The sequence below is a fragment of the Rhodococcus sp. WWJCD1 genome (assembly GCF_002258735.1).
Lineage (GTDB): Bacteria > Actinomycetota > Actinomycetes > Mycobacteriales > Mycobacteriaceae > Rhodococcoides.
In genome coordinates, this window is record NZ_NOXY01000031.1 from 76,211 (window position 1) to 94,836 (window position 18,626).

The following is an 18,626-nucleotide window of genomic DNA, read 5'->3' on the forward strand; positions in this document are numbered from 1 at the left end:
CCACAACAGTGTTTTATAACAGTGTCACATAAATGTACGATCCCTCGAACAGACGGGAACACGTCATGCAACCCATCATCGACGGCCGCCGCACGGTCGACGCCGACCGCGACACCGTCACGGTCTTCCTCATCGGAATGCGCATCAACAATCCCCTTGCCGTTCGCTCCTGGCTTCCCGCGGTGCGCGCGATGCCGCGGATGCTCAGCCATCTCGAGCAGGATCCCGCCTCCGGACTGCTCGGCTACCACTCCTGGTTGGGCCGCACCACCATGCTGGTCAGCTATTGGCGCAACGCGGAAGACCTGACGCGATTCGCCTCCGATCCCGACGCACCTCATGCGCCCGCCTGGCGCGCCTTCAACCGATCGGTCGCTGCGACCGGCCATGTCGGGGTATGGCACGAAACCTATACGGCGACAGCACAGAACAGTGAATCGATCTACGTCAACATGCCGGCGTTCGGCCTTGCTGGAGCCATCGGTGGAATCCCGATCGGCACAGGCTCACACACCTGGAAGCAGCGAATGAAGTCTGCGAAGTAGGCCCGTACGAGCTAGAGGAAGTTCCCCGCTCGCGTGGCGATATCGAGAACGGGCTGAGGAAAGACTCCCAGTGCCACGGTGACGACCACCGAGACCCCGATCGCACATGACACCGACGCGGTAGGCCGCACCATTGTGACGGTCCGGTCGGTGGGATCGGTGAAGAACATCAGCACTATCACTCTCACGTAGAAGAACGCCGCGATCGCGCTGCACACCACACCGACCACGACCAATGCTGCTCCCCCGGCACCCGAGGCCGCGCTGAACACCGCGAACTTGCCGATGAAGCCGCTGGTGAGCGGGATACCGGCGAACGAGAGCAAGAACAATCCGAACACTGCGGCAACGAGCGGTGAGCGTCGACCGACACCGGCCCACCGCTCCAGGTCGCCCACCTCACCACGTTCGTCTCGGGCCAGACCGATGACGGCGAATCCACCCAACGTGCTGAAGGCGTAAGCAAGCAGGTAGAACATCGTGGCCGAGACACCCGAATCACCCACATCACCTGAATTACCCAGCGCGGTCACTCCGGTGAGGATGAACCCGGTGTGCGCCACGGACGAGTAGGCCAGCATGCGTTTGACGTCGGTCTGCGTTACCGCGACAACCGAACCGAGCACCATCGTCGCGATGGCGACCACCCACAGCATCGGCCGCCAACTCGACTCGAGACCGGGCAGTGCCATTCCGAAGATTCGCAGAATCGCACCGAACGCCGCGACCTTGGTCACCGTGGCCATCAGTGCGGTCACCGGCGTGGGGGCACCCTGGTAGACATCTGGAATCCACGAATGAAAGGGCACCGCACCGACTTTGAACAACAAACCCACAGCCAGCAGTGCGGTTCCGATCAGCGCGAGCGATCTGCCCTGACCGTCTGCGGCGATGGCGTCGGCAATGCCGTCCAATCCGACGGTACCGGCATAGCCGTACAGGAACGCGACTCCGAACAGGAAGAACGCGGACGAGAATGCGCCGAGGAGAAAGTATTTCAGCGCCGCTTCCTGGGAGAGCAGCCGCCGTCGCCGGGCCAGACCACACAGGAGATACAGCGGCAGAGACAGTACCTCCAGCGCGACGAACATCGTCAGCAGATCGGTGGACGCCGGAAACAACAGCATGCCGCCGATCGCGAACATCGCCAGTGGAAAGACCTCCGTCTGGGCAACGCCTGCGTCGATGGCCTCCTTCTCCGCGACGCTGCCCGGAGTGGTCGAGGCCTGCGGAGTGAACGAATCGATACGGCGCTCGGTTCCGGCCCCGGTGACGGCGACTGTGCGCACCGCCAGCAAAGCGACGGCCGGGATTGCCACCAGCACAATGGTTCCCTGCAGAAACAGCGTCGGGCCGTCGATGGCCACGGCCCCGTTCATCGCATATGCCTCGGTGCCCGCCAGCCCGAGAACGGCCGCGAGAGCCGCCACCAAACCGGCCAGCGCAAGGCCGAGATGGACCCCACGACGTGCCCGCATCGGCACGAACGCTTCGACGAGGACCCCGAGAACCGCGACACCGAAGACGATCAACATGGGCGACAGCAGTCCGTACTGCACCTCGGGAGTGGTCATCGTTGACCTCCTGCACTGTCGACGATCGTGGATTGCACTGCCGGAGTGATGACATCGAGTGCCGGTTTCGGGTACACCCCGAACACGATCAGCAACGCGAGCAACGGGACCACCACCAACGCCTCACGGGGAACGAGATCGGAGATCTTCTCGCTGCCCTCTCGGACCGGCCCCGTCATCACCCGCTGATAGAGCCAGAGAATGTAGATCGCCGACAGCACGAGCGCACCGGTGGCCACGATCGCGGCGACGCCGTATCGACCGAATGTGCCGATCAACACCAGGAATTCACTGATGAACGGGGCAAGACCGGGTAGGGAGAGCGTGGCCAGACCAGATATCAGAAACGTTCCGGCGAGAACCGGCGCGACCTTCTGGACGCCGCCGTAGTCGGCGATCGCCCGAGAACCACGACGGGACACGAGAAAGCCTGCGATCAAGAACAATGCGGCGGTGGAGATTCCATGGTTGACCATGTACAGCGTCGCACCGGCCTGACTCTGACCGGTCATCGCGAAGATGCCGAGGATGATGAAACCGAAGTGCGAAATAGAGGTGTAGGCAATGAGTCTCATCATGTCGGTCTGACCGATCGCCAGTATCGCGCCGTACACGATGCCGATCACAGCGAGCGTGATGATCCACGGGGCGAACGTCTGCGACGACTCGGGGAAGAGCTCGAGACAGAAGCGCAACATCGCGAAGGTGCCGACCTTGTCCACCACCGACATCATCAGCACCGCCGTTGCGGGGGTGGACTGCACTGCGGCGTCGGGTAACCACGTGTGGAACGGCCACAGGGGCGCCTTGATCGCGAACGCAAGCATGAAACCGAGGAACAACGCGTTCAGCACTACCGGATCCACGCCGAGCCCGCCCGATGCCGCCGCATCCGCGATCGTCCGTAGATCGAACGTACCGCCGTCGAACGGGCCACCCGCCCTGGCGGTGACGACGTACAACCCGATGACGGCAGCCAACATCACCAGGCCACCGAACAGGTTGTACAGCAGGAACTTCACCGCGGCGCGCGTGCGCTGAACACCGCCGAAACCACCGATGAGGAAGTACATCGGAATCAGCATCGCCTCGAAGAAGATGTAGAACAGCAGTACGTCCAAGGCGAGGAACGAGACGATCACCATGGACTCGACCACCAGGATCAACGCCATGTAGGTGTGCGAGACCCGGCGCGAACCGTAGTTCGCCACGCGGCTGCCGTCGTTCCAGCCCGCAACGAGGAGCAGTGGGGTCAGGACGGTGGTGAGCAACACCAGCACGAGACCGATTCCGTCGAGGCCGAGCGTGTAGCGCGCACCGAATGCCGCTATCCAGGAATGGTCTTCGAGGAACTGGTATCGATCGCCACCGGAGTCGAACGCGACCGCGAGTACCACCGACACCGCGAGTGTGCCGGTGGCGAAACCCACGGCGACACCACGCGCGATCGTCGGACGATCCGCCGGCACCAGGGCGACGACGATCGCGCCGAGTACCGGCAGAACCCACAGGACGGTCAACCAGGGGATCGTCACAGGACCACCACCATCAGCACGACGAGAACGGCCCCGGCGAACATCGCCAACGCATAGGACCGTACGAAACCGGTCTGGAGCCCCCTGGATCGACTCGACACTCCGCCGATCGATCTCCCCACCCCATCCACGACCGCGTCGATACCAGCTGTATCGGCGTATACCATTGTGCTCGTGAGCTTCTGACCGGGTCGCATGAATGCTGCCTCGTTGAAGGCGTCGCCGTACAGATCGGCGCGTGCGGCTCTGGTCAGCACCGATACGTCCTCGGGTGGGGTCGGGGGAACGTCTCGGGCGATGTACTTCCGGTAAGCGACGCCTGCGCCCACGAGTACCACTGCCAGAACTGCGACAGTGACGACCCAGGCAGGAATCGCGTGCTCCTCGTGCGCCGATCCCACCACCGGTTCCAGCCAGCTCTCGAGGCGTCCACCCACCGCGAGGAAAGCTCCCGATGCCACCGAGCCCACGGCCAACAGAATCATGGGAGCCGTCATCGTCGCCGACGCCTCGTGCGGATGTGCCTGCGCTGCCCACCGTTTCGGGCCGAAGAACGTCATCAGCATCACTCGAGTCATGTAGAAGGCCGTCAGACCTGCACCGAGCAACGTCACGAAGCCGAGCACCACACCTGCCGCTCCCCCCGCCGCGAACGCGACCTCGATGATCGGATCCTTGGCGAAGAAGCCGGAGAAGGGCGGTACTCCGATGATGGCGAGGTAGCCGAGACCGAACGTGACGAACGTGATCGGCATCGCGGCGCGGAGCCCGCCGAACCGTCGCATGTCGGTCTCGTCGTTCATCGCGTGCATCACCGAGCCGGCACCCAGGAACAAGCCTGCCTTGAAGAACCCGTGCGAGAGCAACAGCACGATCGCGAAGGCGTAGCCGGACGGGCCGAGTCCGGCCGCGAGCACCATGTACCCGATCTGACTCATAGTCGAGGCCGCGAGCGCCTTCTTGATGTCGTCTTTCGCACAACCGATCACGGCACCGAACAGCAATGTCACCGCACCAACCGTGACGGTCGCTGCACGGGCGGCCGGCGACGCCTCGAACACCGGTCCGGATCGGACGATGAGATACACCCCGGCGGTGACCATCGTCGCCGCGTGAATGAGTGCGGAGACCGGAGTGGGGCCCTCCATGGCGTCGCCGAGCCACGACTGCAGCGGCATCTGCGCCGACTTCCCACAGGCGGCCAGCAGCAACATCAGCGCCATCGCGGTGGCCACCGATTCACTCGCATCCCCGATTCCGGCGAACACCACGTCGTATTGCACCGATCCGAAGTTCACGAACATGATCATCAGGGCGATGGCCAGGCCGATATCGCCGACGCGGTTGACCACGAACGCTTTTCGAGCTGCCGAAGCGGCCGACGGCTTGTGTTGCCAGAATCCGATGAGCAGGTACGACGCCAGGCCGACACCCTCCCACCCCAGATACAGGCCGAGGAAGTTGTCGGCCAGCACCAGCAGCAGCATGGCAGCGAGAAACAGATTGAGGTACGCGAAGAAGCGCCGACGCTCTGCGTCGTGGCTCATGTATCCGATCGAGTACACGTGAATGAGCGACCCGACTCCGGTGATCAACAGGACGAAACAGATCGACAGCTGATCGGCGCGCAGTCCGAAGTCGACCTGCAATTCGTCGACGGGAACCCAGCGGAACAGAGTCTCCGTGACCGCTCTGTTCGACTCGTCACGCCCGAGCATCGAGGCGAACACCAGTGCTGCAACCACGAACGACGACACCGCTGCTGCCGTCGCAGCCAGGTGCCCCCACGGATTGCAACGCCGGCCACCGAGCAGCAGGACGGCCGCGCCGAACGCCGGCAGAGCCGGGAGAAGCCACAGGATCGACATCGTTTCTGCTCCCCCGTCAGTTCTTCATCAGAGAGTTCTCGTCCATCGAGATCGAGCGACGAGAACGGAAGATGGCCATGATGATCGCCAGGCCCACCACCACCTCGGCAGCAGCGACCACCATGGTGAAGAACGCGAACAACTGGCCGTCGAGATTGCCGTGCATGCGCGAGAACGTGACGAACGCGAGATTGACTGCGTTGAGCATCAATTCGATGCACATGAACACGATGATGGCGTTGCGCCTGACGATGACTCCCGCCGCGCCGATCGTGAACAGCAGAACCGACAGATAGAGGTAGTTCTCGGGATTCATCGGTCGTCACCCCCGTCCACCTTGTACTGGCTCCGTCGATCGGCGAACAGGGCGTTGACGGAAGACTCCGACTCGCTTCCGTCCGGCAGCAGAGCGCGGCGATCCACGCCGTTGTGACGGGCGAACACACCGGGGCTCGGTAGCGGCGTCACCCGGGAGCCGTCGCGGAATCGGTCCTGCGACATCTCGCGTTGACCCTTCACCGGTCCCAGAGCCTCCCGGTGCGCCAGGATCATCGCCCCGATGGTGGCCGTGATCAACAGCGCTCCGGTCAGCTCGAACGCCCATACGTACTCGACGAAGATCAGCTCGGCCAGGCCTTCGACGTTTCCGGTGGAGTTGGCCGCGTCGAGCCCGACGAAATCGAGTCGACCGGCGCGTGCCGAGTCGCGCAGCAGCACCCCGATGATCAACAGCCCGAAGCCGATTCCGATGACGACGGCCGCGATACGGTGCCCTCGCAATGTCTCGGTCAACGACTCCGAGGTGTCGACCCCGACGAGCATCAGGACGAACAGAAACAGCATCATGACCGCGCCGGTGTAGACGACTATCTGCACGACACCGAGGAACAGCGCCCCCTGCGCCATGTAGAAGGTTGCGAGCACCACCATGGTTGCGGCGAGAAACAGTGCAGAATAGACAGCTTTCGTGCTCATCACCACACCCAGAGCGCCGAGGACCGCAACGACACCGAGGGTCCAGAACTGCACGGCCTCACCGGTGGACGTTGCCTGGAGGGCGAGCTGCACTGTGGCAGTCATCGAACCGGACCGCGATCGGTGTCGGCCTCGCTCTCGACACCGGTGACGGTGCCGCGGTAGTAGTCCTCGGCCGAACGCCCCGGTGCCATCGCGTGCGGTGGTGCCACCATGTCCGGCTCCAGCGGTGCCAGCAGTGAATCCTTCTCGTAGATCAGGTCGGCTCGGTTGTCACCGGCGAGCTCGTATTCGTTGGTCATCGTCAGAGCCCTTGTGGGACAGGCCTCCACACACAATCCGCAGCCGATGCATCGAAGATAGTTGATCTGGTAGACCCCGCCGTACCGCTCGCCCGGCGAGAATCGCTCGGTCTCGGTGTTGTCGGCTCCTTCGACGTAGATCGCGTCGGCCGGACAGGCCCACGCGCAGAGCTCGCAGCCGATGCACTTCTCGAGGCCGTCGGCGTAGCGGTTGAGCTGATGCCGACCGTGGTACCGAACCTCGGTCGGTTTCTTCTCCTCCGGATACAGCTCGGTCTCGGGTTTCTTGAACATCGTGGCGAAGGTGACACCGAATCCGGCGATGGGACCGAGGAATTCAGGCATCGGCGTTCTCCTTCTGTGACCGGGCCGGGTGTGACCGCGCTCCGGCGTGCCGGCTCGCAATCGTCGCGCCCTGCTTGGGGATGGGAGGAATCGGGAATCCGCCTGCCGCGGCATCGAATTCTTCGGTGGGCGGCGGAGGCGGAAGGTTCCGGACACCTGCGCGCCTTCGCAGCATGAGCAGCAGAGAACCCAGAACGGCGACCGCGAAGATCATCGACACGACGAACGTGACCAGAGGCACGTCGTACCTACCGGCACCGAGTACGCGCACCGTCGCGATCACCATCACCCAGATCAGGGCGACGGGAATGAGGATCTTCCAGCCGAAGTTCATGAATTGGTCGTACCGCAGCCTCGGCAACGTCGACCGCAACCAGATGAAGACGAACAGGAACACCCACACCTTGACGACGAACCACAGCACCGGCCACCATCCCGAATTGGCACCGCTCCACAGACTCAACGGAATCGGAGCCCGCCAGCCGCCCAGGAACAACGTGGTCGCGAGCGCCGACACCGTGACCATGTTGATGTACTCGGCAAGCATGAACATCGCGAATCGCAAGGAGGAGTATTCGGTGTGGAACCCGCCCACCAGTTCCCCTTCGGCCTCGGGCAAGTCGAAAGGAGCGCGGTTGGTTTCACCGACCATCGCCGTCACGTACACCAGGAACGACGGCAAGAGCAAGAGCACGTACCAGGTGTTCTGTTGCGCAGCAACGATTCCGGACGTCGACATGGTCCCCGCGTACAGGAATACCGCAGCGAACGACAGGCCCATCGCAACCTCGTAGGAAATGACCTGCGCCGTCGAACGCAGTGCACCCAGCAACGGATATGTCGAATTCGACGCCCAGCCGGCCAGGACGATTCCGTACACACCCACCGAGGTGACCGCGAGGATGTACAGAACCCCCACCGGCAGGTCGGTCATCTGCAGCGGAGTCGTGGTACCGAACACCGACACCTCGGGCCCGAACGGAATCACCGCAAACGCCATGAAGGCAGGGACCACCGAAATGATGGGAGCCAGAATGTAAATGGGCTTGTCGACGCCGGTCGGAGTGATTCCCTCTTTCAGAGCAAGCTTGATCCCGTCCATCAGCGACTGCAACAGTCCCCACGGACCGACCCGATTGGGCCCGACGCGCATCTGCATCCACGCCATGATTTTGCGTTCGGCATAGATCGCAACGAGCGGTGTGAGAACCAAGAATACGAAGACCGCCAAGGCCTTGCCGATCACCAACCACCACGGGTCGGTGCCGAACATCGACAGATCGGTCGGCGCGGAGACGATCACAATGCCTCACTTTCGCGTGGCTCCACCATCTGTGTAGGCTCCGCCCTGCGCAGCCTGACCACCGCACCCGACTCCGCGCCGAGTGAGCGGTACACCGAGGAACCGGGCGAGTTCATCGGTACCCACACCACGTTGTCGGGTAGATCGGTTACTTTCAGCGGCAACGTGATCGAGCCACCGTCCGTCTCGACACTCACCCGATCACCGTCGATCGCCTCGATCGTCGACGCAGTCGCAGCGGACAGTCGGACCGTAGGTGGGCGACCGGTCTTCGCGAGATCGACCTCGCCGTCCTGCATCCGCCCCGAATCGATGAGCATCCGCCACGTCGCCAGAATCGCCTCCCCGGGCGCGAGCGACGGCGTTTCGGCGCGCGGACGCACTCGGGCCACGGCGATCCGCGATCCGTTCCAGCCACCCAGACGGGCCAGCTCACCGCGAGCTGCAGCCGCGTCGGGCAGCAACAGCTCGACCCCCATCTGTTCGGCGATGGCATCGAGAACGCGCTGATCGGGCAGTACCGCGCCTGCCCCGAGTGCAGTGTCGAATGCGCGCGGTCTTCCCTCCCAGTCCACGAAGGTTCCCTGTTTGTCGACTACCGGTGCCACCGGGAACACCACGTCGGCGCGTTCGGTGACCGCGCTGTGTCGAAGTTCGAGACTGACCACGAACGCCGATCGATCCACTGCGTCGAGCGCGGCGCGCGGATCGGGTAGATCGTGCGGGTCGATTCCAGCAGTGATCAGAACGCGATCGGGACCGGCGTCCGCCAGTATCGCGGCGGTATCGCGACCGGAGTCAGCGGGTAGTTCTGCCACTCCCCACAGGGCTGCCACCTCGGCGCGCGCCGACGCATCGGCCACAGGCCGCCCGCCCGGCAGCACATTCGGCAGTGTGCCGGCGTCGAGCGCGCCGCGTTCTCCGGCACGTCGCGGAATCCACGCCAACTGCGCTCCGGTGTCGTCGGCCAACTTCGACGCTGCGGACAGTCCGCCGGAGACTGCGCCGAGCCGCTCTCCGACGAGAACGATCGATCCGGGCTCGCGGAGGAGTTGGGCAATGGATTCGGTGCCTCGATCGCCGACGTGCAATGCGTCGAGCCAGTGTGGCTCGTCGCCTGGAACCGATTGCAGCAGAACACCATCGAGTTTGCGTAGACCTCGACTGGCCCAGGGCGCGATCGAAGCCACCACCAGACCCCGAGTACGGTGCGCCTTGCGCAGTCTCAGGAACACCAGAGGCGATTCTTCTTCGGGCTCGAAGCCGACCAACACCACCACGGGCGCATTTTCGAGGTCGGTATAGGTGACTCCCAACCCGGTCCCTGCGATTCGACCGGCCAGGAAGTCGGCTTCCTCTGCGCTGTGACTACGGTTGCGAAAGTCGATATCGTTGGTGTGCAGAACCGTTCGAGCGAACTTGGCGTACGCGTAGGAGTCTTCGAGGGTCGATCTTCCGCCCACGAGTACCGCGGCACGACCGATGGACGCGGCCAATCCGGCTGCTGCGGCCGCCAGTGCAGCCGACCACGACGTCTCGATCAAAGCGCCCGACTCGTCTCGGATCATCGGGGCGGTGATGCGGTCCGGCTCGGTGGCGTAATGGAACGCCCAGCGGCCCTTGTCACAGTTCCATTCCTCGTTGACCTGGGGATCGTCTCCCGCCAGACGTCGAAGAACCTTGCCGCGTCGGTGGTCGGTACGTTGAGCGCAACCTCCTGCACAGTGCTCGCACACGCTCGGCGACGAGGTCAGGTCGTAGGGTCGGGCTCGGAACCGATACTCGGTGTTCGTCAGTGCCCCCACCGGGCAGATCTGGACGGTATTTCCCGAGAAGTAGGAGTCGAACGGTTCGTTACCGAAGATGCCCACCTGCTGCACCGCACCTCGTTCGAGCAACTCGATGGACGGATCTCCGGCAACCTGAGCCGCGAAGCGAGTGCACCGAGCGCACAGCACACAACGTTCCCGATCGAGCAGAACCTCGGCCGACAGCGGAATCGGCTTGGGATAGGTACGTTTGGTCTCGGTGAACCTGGACTCGGTGCGGCCCGCAGCCATTGCCTGGTTCTGCAGTGGACATTCACCGCCCTTGTCGCACACCGGGCAATCGAGGGGGTGGTTGATGAGCAACAACTCCATGACCCCGCGCTGTGCCTTGTCCGCGACCTCCGATGTCACCTGAGTACGCACGACCATGCCGTCGGCCACCGTCGTCGTACAGGACGCCAACGGCTTGCGTTGCCCCTCGACATCGACCAGACATTGCCGGCAGGCCCCCACCGGATCGAGCAGCGGATGATCGCAGAAACGCGGAATCTGCACTCCCATCAACTCGGCAGCGCGAATCACCAATGTGCCCTTGGGAACACTGACCTCGTGGTCGTCGATGGTCAACGTCACCATCTCTACCCCGGTGACCGACTGATCGGGGCTAGCAGGAGTGGAGCCAGCGGAACGACCGGGTGTCGGTGCAGTCATGACGTCAGCTCCTCTGCCATCAGGGTCGATCGGTGCGGGTCGAATGGGCATCCCTGCTCGGTGACGTGACGGATGTATTCGTCGCGGAAGTACTTCAGTGAGGACACGATGGGGCTGGCGGCACCGTCTCCCAACGCGCAGAAGGACTTTCCGGCGATGCCGTCCGCGATGTCGAGCAGAGTGGCCAGGTCACCCTCGGTACCGGTACCACCGTCGAGGCGCCTGAGGATCTGCACCAGCCAGTAGGTCCCCTCCCGGCACGGTGTGCATTTGCCGCAGGATTCGTGTGCGTAGAACTCGGTCCACCGCAACACCGCTCGCACCACACATGTCGTGTCGTCGAAGATCTGCAGTGCCTTGGTACCCAACATCGATCCGGCGGCACCGACGCCCTCGTAGTCGAGTGGGACATCGAGATGGTCGCCGGTGAACATCGGTGTCGAGGATCCTCCCGGCGTCCAGAACTTCAGTTCGTGTCCCGGTCTGATCCCGCCCGCGTAGCCGAGCAACTCCCGCAGCGTGATTCCCAGCGGTGCCTCGTACTGGCCCGGACGGCAGACGTGGCCAGAGATGGAATACAGCGTGAATCCGGGCGACTTCTCGCTGCCCATCGACCGGAACCACTCGATTCCCTTGCGCAGGATCACTGGAACGCTGGCGATCGATTCGACGTTGTTCACCACGGTCGGACGCGCGTACAGGCCCGCCACTGCGGGGAACGGTGGCCGCAGCCGAGGTTGCCCCCGCCGACCCTCCAACGAATCCAGCAGGGCTGTCTCCTCGCCGCAGATGTACGCACCGGCTCCGGCGTGGATCACCAACTCGAGGTCGAAACTCGATCCGAGAACACCCTTTCCCAGATAGCCCGCTGCGTAGGCCTCGGCGACTGCGGCCTGCAGCCTGCGCAGCACCGGCACCACTTCACCTCGGACGTATACGAAGGCGTGGGATGCACGAATTGCGTACGCGGCGATCACGATTCCCTCGATCAGCGTATGCGGACTCGCCATCAGCAGCGGCATGTCCTTGCAGGTACCCGGCTCGGACTCGTCGGCATTGACCACCAGATAGTGCTCTTTGCCGTCGTTCTGGGGTATGAAGCTCCACTTCGTTCCGGTAGGAAAGCCCGCACCACCCCTGCCACGTAGGCCGGATTCCTTGACGAAGGCGATGAGGTCGTCGGGGTCCATCGCGAGGGCCTTCTCGAGCCCCGCGTATCCGTCGTGACTTCGGTAGGTGTCGAGAGTCCACGAGTCCTTCTCGTCCCAGAACTCGCTCAAGACCGGCGTCAGGGCCATGTCACTCCCCCTTCGTCGATGGATCGGTCTCGGTGGTGTTCGGCTGTGGTGGCACGGTGGCCGAGGGCGCCGGCGCAGGCTTGTCTCGCACCGTCTCCGCTACTGCTTCGGCTCCGACATCGGGGGTCTCGACATCGGGGTGCCCGTAGTCCCGATTCGATGCGACCTCGGGAGCAGACATCGCGTGCTCTCGGGCGTAGCGCAGACCGGTGAGAGTGGCTTCGCCTGCGCCACCGGATGATTCGACCGCCTCGGGGCGGTCATCGGGAAATCCGGCGAGAATTCGTTCGGTCTCACGAAACGTGCACAGTGGCGCTCCACGCGTCGGGGTGACCTGAGCACCGGATCGAAGTGCATCGACCAGATCCCGCGCAGACGACGGGGTGCTGTTGTCGAAGAACTCCCAATTGACCATCATCACCGGTGCGTAGTCGCACGCGGCGTTGCATTCGATGTGTTCGAGAGTGATGGTGCCGTCGGCGGTCGTCTCGCCATGCTCGATGTCGAGGTGGTCGCGCAGGGTGTCCATGATGGCGTCGCCGCCCATGACGGCGCACAGGGTATTGGTGCACACGCCGACGCGGTACGTCCCCGTGGGCTCGCGGCGGTACATCGAATAGAACGTTGCGACGGCAGTGACCTCCGCACCGGTGAGTTCGAGTACGTCGGAACAGAATTCGATTCCTGCGGGGGTGAGGAAGCCGTCCTCGGATTGCACGAGGTGCAACAACGGCAGCAGTGCCGATCTGGCCTGCGGATAGCGCGCGACAACGATGGCGGCGTCGGCGTGCAGCCGGGCGAGCACCTCGGGGGCATACGACGTTCGTGCACCGCGGCCGGCCAGTTGCACCGCCTCGTCCGGGCGGGCTCCGAGTTGAATCAGCACCGGCTCCGAGTGCGGCTGCGCGGTCATCGGTCCACCCCACCCATCACCGGGTCGATACTGGCGACCGCGGCGATGACGTCGGAGATCATGCCGCCCTCGCACATCGCGGCCACTGCCTGCAGATTGGTGAAGGAAGGGTCTCTGAAATGCACTCGGTACGGCCGTGTCCCGCCGTCGCTGACGATGTGTACGCCCAGCTCACCGCGAGGTGACTCCACCGACGACAGCACCTGCCCGGCCGGGACTCGCATCCCCTCGGTCACCAGTTTGAAGTGGTGGATCAGTGATTCCATCGAGGTGTTCATGATGGTGCGCACGTGATCCTGCGAGTTGCCGAGGCCATCGGGTCCCGACACCAGATCGGCAGGCCAGGCGATCTTCTTGTCGTCGATGACGACGGGCCCCGGACGGAGGCGATCGAGGGTCTGTTCGACGATCTTGAGTGACTCCTTCATCTCCTCGACCCGGATCAGATAGCGCCCGTAACAGTCGCTTCCGGTGTCGGTCACCACGTCGAACTCGTAGCTGTCGTATCCGCAGTAGGGATCGGCGCGGCGCAGATCGTAGGGCAGTCCGGTCGATCGAAGCACCGGGCCGGTGACGCCGAGGGCCATGCATCCGGTCAGGTCCAGGTAGCCGACGTTCTCGGTTCTGGCCTTCCAGATCGGGTTGTCGTTGAGCATGAGTTCGAGATCTCGAAGGCGTCCGGGCAGCACCCGGAGAAGCTCGCGCACCTTCTCGATCGCATCGTCCGGGAGATCCTGAGACAGCCCTCCCGGACGGATGTAGGCGTGATTCATCCGGAGCCCGGTGATGGCCTCGAAGACGTCGAGGATCAGTTCTCGCTCACGGAAGCCGAACAGCATCGCTGTTACCGCACCCAATTCCATTCCGCCCGTTGCCAATGCAACCAAGTGGGACGAAATTCGATTCAGCTCCATCAGCATCACCCGGATCACCGTCGCGCGCTCGGGAATGTCGTCGGTGATGTCGAGCAGCTTTTCCACGCCGAGGCAGTACGCCGTCTCGTTGAAGAACGGCGACAGGTAATCCATACGGGTGACGAACGTGACGCCCTGGGTCCAATTGCGATACTCGAGGTTCTTCTCGATTCCGGTGTGCAGGTAGCCGATCCCGCATCGAGCCTCGGTGACGGTCTCGCCCTCGATCTCGAGGATCAACCGCAGTACCCCGTGGGTGGACGGGTGTTGCGGACCCATGTTCACCACGATCCGTTCGGTGCCGGACCCGCGGGCCAGTTCGACGACGTCGTCCCAGTCCTGGCCCGATACCGCGTAGATGGTTTCGTCTGTTGCGCTCATCAGTTGTACGACCTGCGCTCGTTCGGGGGCGCGACCCGAGCGCCCTTGTACTCGATGGGAATTCCACCCAGCGGATAGTCCTTGCGTTGCGGGTGACCGACCCAGTCGTCGGGCATCTCGATACGCGTCAGTGCAGGGTGACCGTCGAACACGATGCCGAAGAAGTCGTAGACCTCGCGTTCGTGCCAGTCGTTGGTGGGATACACCCCGCAGAGCGAGGGCGTGTGCGGATCTGCATCGGGCACGGCGACTTCGAGTCGCAGGCGACGTCCGTGTGTGATGGAGACGAGGTGATAGACCACATGCAATTCGCGGCCGACCTGATCCGGGTAGTGCACACCCGACGCGCCCGTACACAACTCGAATCGGAGCTCCTCGTCGTCACGCAGCGCACGGGCCACCGCGCAGACGTGTTCTCTCGTGAGATGCGCGGTCAACTCGCCCCGATGGATCACCACGCGTTCGACTGCGTCCTCGTACGACACAGCACCGGCTTCGAGAACCGCGGCCAGCCGGTCGACCACTGCATCGAAGTAGCCGCCGTAGGGCCGCACGGCGGTGTCGATCGCTGCGACCGGAGGCTGCAGTCGGCCGTAACCGGATGTGTCACCGGTGCCCTGGACACCGAACATCCCGCGGGGTCCGTGCGCGGTCATCGCAGCAGGCCTTTGAGATCGATCGTCGGGGTGGACGACAGCGCCGCGGCTTCGGCTGCCGCGCGCACCTGCTCTCGATTGACGCCGAGCGGCATTTCCTGAATCTTCTTGTGCAGCTCCAGAATTGCGTTGAGCAACATCTCCGGCCGCGGCGGGCAACCCGGCAGATAGATGTCGACGGGAACGATGTGGTCGACGCCTTGGACCACCGCGTAATTGTTGAACATTCCGCCCGAGGACGCGCAGACCCCCATGGCCAGCACCCATTTGGGTTCGGCCATCTGGTCGTACACCTGCCGCAGCACCGGACCCATCTTCTGGCTGACGCGCCCCGCCACGATCATCAGATCCGCTTGGCGCGGAGATGCGCGAAACGCTTCCATACCGAATCGGGCGAGGTCGAACCGACCGGACGTAGTGGCCATCATTTCGATCGCGCAGCACGCGAGACCGAATGTGGCCGGCCACAGCGAACCCTTACGGGCGTATCCGGCCAACCCTTCGACGGTGGTCAGCAGAAATCCACTGGGTAGCTTCTCTTCGAGTCCCATCGATCACGCTCTTTCGCTTTCGCAGAATTGAGAACAAGCACCGTTCTTCGTCGAATCAGTCCCAACCGAGTCCGCCTCGCCGCCATTCGTAGATGTAGGCGACCGACACGTTGACGACGAACAGCGCCATGGCGACGAGCCCGAATGCTCCCAACACGTCGAGGTGGACCGCCCACGGATAGAGAAAGACGATCTCGATGTCGAAGATGATGAACAGCATCGCGGTCAGGTAGAACTTCACCGGAAATCGTTGGCCCGTAGGCGCATGCATCGTCGGCTCGATACCGCATTCGTAGGCGTCGAATTTGGCGCGGTTGTATCGCGCGGGCCCCACCATGGTGCCGACCATCACCGAGAACACCGCGAACGCGATCGCAATGACACCGAGAACGAGAATCGGAACGTAGGCGTTCATTCGGGCATCCGCTCCCTCGATCGACGTCCGCGCCGACGCGAGGTAAATGCGACGACCGTACCAATGTGACCTGAACCACACAGTATGGGTTCGGTACGGATCTCGCGGGATTTCGAGCAGTCCAGTTTCGTAAACCGTTGACGCGCATGGGCCGCGCAGCCTCCGGCCCCGTTCATGAGTGTGACCTATATCACGTGACCTTCACATGCGGTCCATTCCACGGGTGACGACCAATCTGCGAACATTTCCGGCCGCCCGACCCGGGCTGCCGACATCACGAAGGAGACACGATGAAGTCGATTTCCGTCTCAGCGCTCGCCGCTGAGGGACTCGGCACTGCCCTGCTGGTCATTTTCGGTGTCGGCACTGCCGTCATCGCCGGAGACACCGTCGGGACCCCTGGCATCGCACTGGCGTTCGGGCTCACCTTGCTCGCCCTCGTCTACGCGATCGGCCCGATCTCCGGCTGCCACATCAACCCGGCCGTGACGATCGGAGCCCTCATAGCTCGCGCCATCACCCCGATCAAGGCTGTGTTCTACATCGCCGCCCAGGCCGTCGGTGCAGTGATCGGCGCGCTGATCGTGCTGTTCGTCGCGTCCGGCCGTCCCGGATACGACATGTCGTCGGACGGTCTGGGCACCAATGGATTCGGCACCTCCTCGCCCGGAGAATACGGGCTGGCGTCGGTAGCGGTGTTCGAGACGATCGCGACCGGCCTGCTCGTCCTCGTCGTACTGGCCACCACGGCCCCCACCGTTCACCCCGTCGTGGCGGCCGGCATCCCGATCGGCCTGACCCTGACCGTGGTCCACCTGCTTGGCATCGGAATCGATTCGACCTCGGTCAACCCTGCTCGGTCCTTCGGCCCAGCCCTCGTCGCCGGCGGTCCTGCCCTGTCACAACTGTGGGTGTTCGTAGTCTTTCCCGTGCTCGGAGCTGTCATCGCCGGCTCGATCCACCGGTTCGTGCTGACGGTGCCCGCATCGGAAAAGACGGTCTGACCTACCGCGATCGAGAGACCGGGGCACCGACGCGTACCGAGTGCTGCCTCAACAGATCGACCACTGCCCGTCCCAGCCGAATCGGATCGAGCGGATGGGGAACAGCAGCCTCGGCGCGTGACCAGTCTGCCAACCATCTGTCGTCGGGGCGTCCGATGAGAACCAGCACCGGCGGGCACGGGTCGATCTCGTCCTTGAGCTGCTTCGCCAGGCCGAGGCCCCCGACCGGGGAGGACTCACCGTCGAGGATGACCAAGTCGACTCCGCCCGCATCCAAGTGCTCGATGACGACGGCCGCCGTAGCGACGTCCACGTAGTCGATCTCGCCGAGCGCCGGATCCGGTCGAGTTCCCACTGCAGACTCCACCTGAGCGCGAGTCTCGGCGTTGCTGCTGTAGACGAGCACCCGCACACGAGCTGGTCGATTCTCTCTCGCAGTGGCGTCGGACACACCGGCGATGCTACCGCGCGGCCGACGAGGAGGGGCCGAAACAGCCGGGGCGGAAGTGCATTCGACGTTCACAGTGTCGATCAGGATGCGATGGTGACGACCACCGCGGCGGGATTTTCCGTGGTGGTCACCGTGAACTCGGGTCGATCGGTACCCACACCGATGAACGACTGCGAGATTCCGCCGGGATCGGCCAGAAAGTCGACCGAGACCACGGCGGAACCTGCATCGTTGCGAATTCGTTCCGGCCCGGCATAATCCGCCACGCTGTCGTCGGATTCCGTCGATGTGCCCGACAGGTCGACCTGCACTACCGATTTCCCGGGCACCGCGACGGGTTCACTCGTGCCGTACCGCACCGCCTCGTCGACGTACCTCACGGTGTACGACACCGGACCGTTGCCTGCCAGCCGATATTCGACGGCCGAAGCCCCTACGAACACGACATCGGTGACACCGACCGGCGACATTCCCGGGTAACGGGCACCTTCGAGACTTGGAGGAAGCTCGTCGACGTAGGGAATGACGGCCGTCGGAGCGGCGGTGGGACCCGGAACAGCGAACGGATCTCCGACATCCAGAGAACCCGTGACCGTGGTGTAGTTCGTGCCGGCCGAGACCTCGTCGATCCCGGTGGTGACGTCGGCACCGGAGCAGCCGGCGAGCAGGACGACCAGTAGTGGCCAGGCCGCCAAGGACGCGGCCGGCTCGCTGCGGTGACCTTCGTGCATCGCCGTACCGTACCGAAGAAACCGTTCGGTTCGGTAGTGGTGCTTCGACGCGATTCGGTCACGATTGCGCCGACTGTCGATCCTGCTAGCGTCGGAGCATGGAGCCGAAAAGCTATTCGTCCGGTGAGCGTGTGTTCGGTCCACCCAACGGGACGTTCGACGCAGATTGGGCTGCGACAGCACTGCGGTCCAACCGCCCCGAATTGGATCATCCCACCTCGGTTCGGCTCGTCGAACAGGCCTGGGAGCTCCTTCGGTCACAGGGCCTTCGCGGCGAAGGTCTCACCCGGGCACTCGACCTGGAGCCCGAACTGGCCGCCGCAGTCTCTGCGGTGGCCACCGAGACCGCCGAGCTCTACCTCGACCCCCGGTAGTAGCTGTCGTC

19 protein-coding genes are annotated in these 18,626 nt (G+C 63.7%); 3 read left to right on the top strand and 16 right to left on the bottom strand.

Annotation, left to right across the window (positions count from 1 at the left end):
* The first annotated feature begins 32 nt into the window (after positions 1-32).
* Positions 33-545 (top strand): DUF4188 domain-containing protein, encoded by a 513-nt coding sequence (locus CH286_RS23365; protein WP_255182752.1) that lies wholly within the window; start codon positions 33-35, stop codon positions 543-545.
* 11 nt (positions 546-556) lie between these two features.
* Here CH286_RS23365 and nuoN read toward each other — a convergent pair whose 3' ends face one another.
* Genes nuoN through CH286_RS23435 form a run of 14 tightly spaced genes read right to left on the bottom strand, consistent with a single transcriptional unit; the run spans position 557 to position 16,055 of the window.
* A complete protein-coding gene (gene nuoN, locus CH286_RS23370) occupies positions 557-2,119 on the bottom strand; it encodes an NADH-quinone oxidoreductase subunit NuoN (protein WP_094610516.1) in 1,563 nt (520 codons plus the stop codon).
* Complete coding sequence (locus CH286_RS23375) at positions 2,116-3,654, bottom strand: NADH-quinone oxidoreductase subunit M (protein WP_037151490.1); 1,539 nt, start codon at positions 3,652-3,654, stop codon at positions 2,116-2,118. Before CH286_RS23375 ends, nuoN begins: the two co-directional genes overlap by 4 nt.
* A complete protein-coding gene (nuoL, locus tag CH286_RS23380; RefSeq protein WP_094610517.1) occupies positions 3,651-5,522 on the bottom strand; it encodes an NADH-quinone oxidoreductase subunit L in 1,872 nt (623 codons plus the stop codon). Before nuoL ends, CH286_RS23375 begins: the two co-directional genes overlap by 4 nt.
* A 16-nt stretch (positions 5,523-5,538) precedes the next feature.
* Positions 5,539-5,838 carry an NADH-quinone oxidoreductase subunit NuoK gene (gene nuoK, locus CH286_RS23385; protein ID WP_008717020.1) on the bottom strand — a complete coding sequence of 100 codons (300 nt, stop codon included), beginning with the start codon at positions 5,836-5,838 and terminating at the stop codon, positions 5,539-5,541.
* A complete protein-coding gene (locus tag CH286_RS23390; protein WP_037151487.1) occupies positions 5,835-6,602 on the bottom strand; it encodes an NADH-quinone oxidoreductase subunit J in 768 nt (255 codons plus the stop codon). Before CH286_RS23390 ends, nuoK begins: the two co-directional genes overlap by 4 nt.
* Positions 6,599-7,144 carry an NADH-quinone oxidoreductase subunit NuoI gene (nuoI, locus tag CH286_RS23395; protein ID WP_037151486.1) on the bottom strand — a complete coding sequence of 182 codons (546 nt, stop codon included), beginning with the start codon at positions 7,142-7,144 and terminating at the stop codon, positions 6,599-6,601. The genes CH286_RS23390 and nuoI overlap by 4 nt, the downstream gene beginning before the upstream one ends.
* Positions 7,137-8,417 (bottom strand): NADH-quinone oxidoreductase subunit NuoH, encoded by a 1,281-nt coding sequence (gene nuoH / locus CH286_RS23400; protein ID WP_094610631.1) that lies wholly within the window; start codon positions 8,415-8,417, stop codon positions 7,137-7,139. The genes nuoI and nuoH overlap by 8 nt, the downstream gene beginning before the upstream one ends.
* 26 nt (positions 8,418-8,443) lie before the next feature.
* On the bottom strand, positions 8,444-10,927 hold the full coding sequence (locus CH286_RS23405) for an NADH-quinone oxidoreductase subunit G (RefSeq protein WP_094610518.1): 2,484 nt from the start codon (positions 10,925-10,927) through the stop codon (positions 8,444-8,446).
* On the bottom strand, positions 10,924-12,225 hold the full coding sequence (gene nuoF, locus CH286_RS23410; protein ID WP_032377105.1) for an NADH-quinone oxidoreductase subunit NuoF: 1,302 nt from the start codon (positions 12,223-12,225) through the stop codon (positions 10,924-10,926). The genes CH286_RS23405 and nuoF overlap by 4 nt, the downstream gene beginning before the upstream one ends.
* 1 nt (position 12,226) lies before the next feature.
* On the bottom strand, positions 12,227-13,138 hold the full coding sequence (nuoE, locus tag CH286_RS23415; protein WP_094610519.1) for an NADH-quinone oxidoreductase subunit NuoE: 912 nt from the start codon (positions 13,136-13,138) through the stop codon (positions 12,227-12,229).
* A complete protein-coding gene (gene nuoD / locus CH286_RS23420) occupies positions 13,135-14,433 on the bottom strand; it encodes an NADH dehydrogenase (quinone) subunit D (RefSeq protein WP_032377103.1) in 1,299 nt (432 codons plus the stop codon). The genes nuoE and nuoD overlap by 4 nt, the downstream gene beginning before the upstream one ends.
* Positions 14,433-15,089 (bottom strand): NADH-quinone oxidoreductase subunit C, encoded by a 657-nt coding sequence (locus CH286_RS23425; protein WP_094610520.1) that lies wholly within the window; start codon positions 15,087-15,089, stop codon positions 14,433-14,435. Before CH286_RS23425 ends, nuoD begins: the two co-directional genes overlap by 1 nt.
* Complete coding sequence (locus tag CH286_RS23430) at positions 15,086-15,640, bottom strand: NuoB/complex I 20 kDa subunit family protein (RefSeq protein ID WP_037173966.1); 555 nt, start codon at positions 15,638-15,640, stop codon at positions 15,086-15,088. The genes CH286_RS23425 and CH286_RS23430 overlap by 4 nt, the downstream gene beginning before the upstream one ends.
* Before the next feature lie 55 nt (positions 15,641-15,695).
* On the bottom strand, positions 15,696-16,055 hold the full coding sequence (locus CH286_RS23435) for an NADH-quinone oxidoreductase subunit A (RefSeq protein ID WP_032403618.1): 360 nt from the start codon (positions 16,053-16,055) through the stop codon (positions 15,696-15,698).
* 290 nt (positions 16,056-16,345) lie between these two features.
* Here CH286_RS23435 and CH286_RS23440 point away from each other — a divergent pair, with 290 nt between their 5' ends.
* A complete protein-coding gene (locus CH286_RS23440) occupies positions 16,346-17,059 on the top strand; it encodes an aquaporin (protein WP_037151470.1) in 714 nt (237 codons plus the stop codon).
* Position 17,060: 1 nt separating this feature from the next.
* Here CH286_RS23440 and CH286_RS23445 read toward each other — a convergent pair whose 3' ends face one another.
* A complete protein-coding gene (locus tag CH286_RS23445) occupies positions 17,061-17,510 on the bottom strand; it encodes a response regulator transcription factor (RefSeq protein WP_037151639.1) in 450 nt (149 codons plus the stop codon).
* Between the two features lie 80 nt (positions 17,511-17,590).
* Positions 17,591-18,241: an AMIN-like domain-containing (lipo)protein gene (locus CH286_RS23450; RefSeq protein ID WP_094610521.1), complete on the bottom strand. Its 651-nt coding sequence runs from the start codon at positions 18,239-18,241 to the stop codon at positions 17,591-17,593.
* Positions 18,242-18,339: 98 nt separating this feature from the next.
* Between CH286_RS23450 and CH286_RS23455 the strand changes: the two genes are divergently transcribed.
* Positions 18,340-18,615, top strand: coding sequence for a hypothetical protein (locus CH286_RS23455; RefSeq protein ID WP_032377097.1), 276 nt, complete (start codon positions 18,340-18,342; stop codon positions 18,613-18,615).
* Positions 18,616-18,626: the final 11 nt, after the last annotated feature.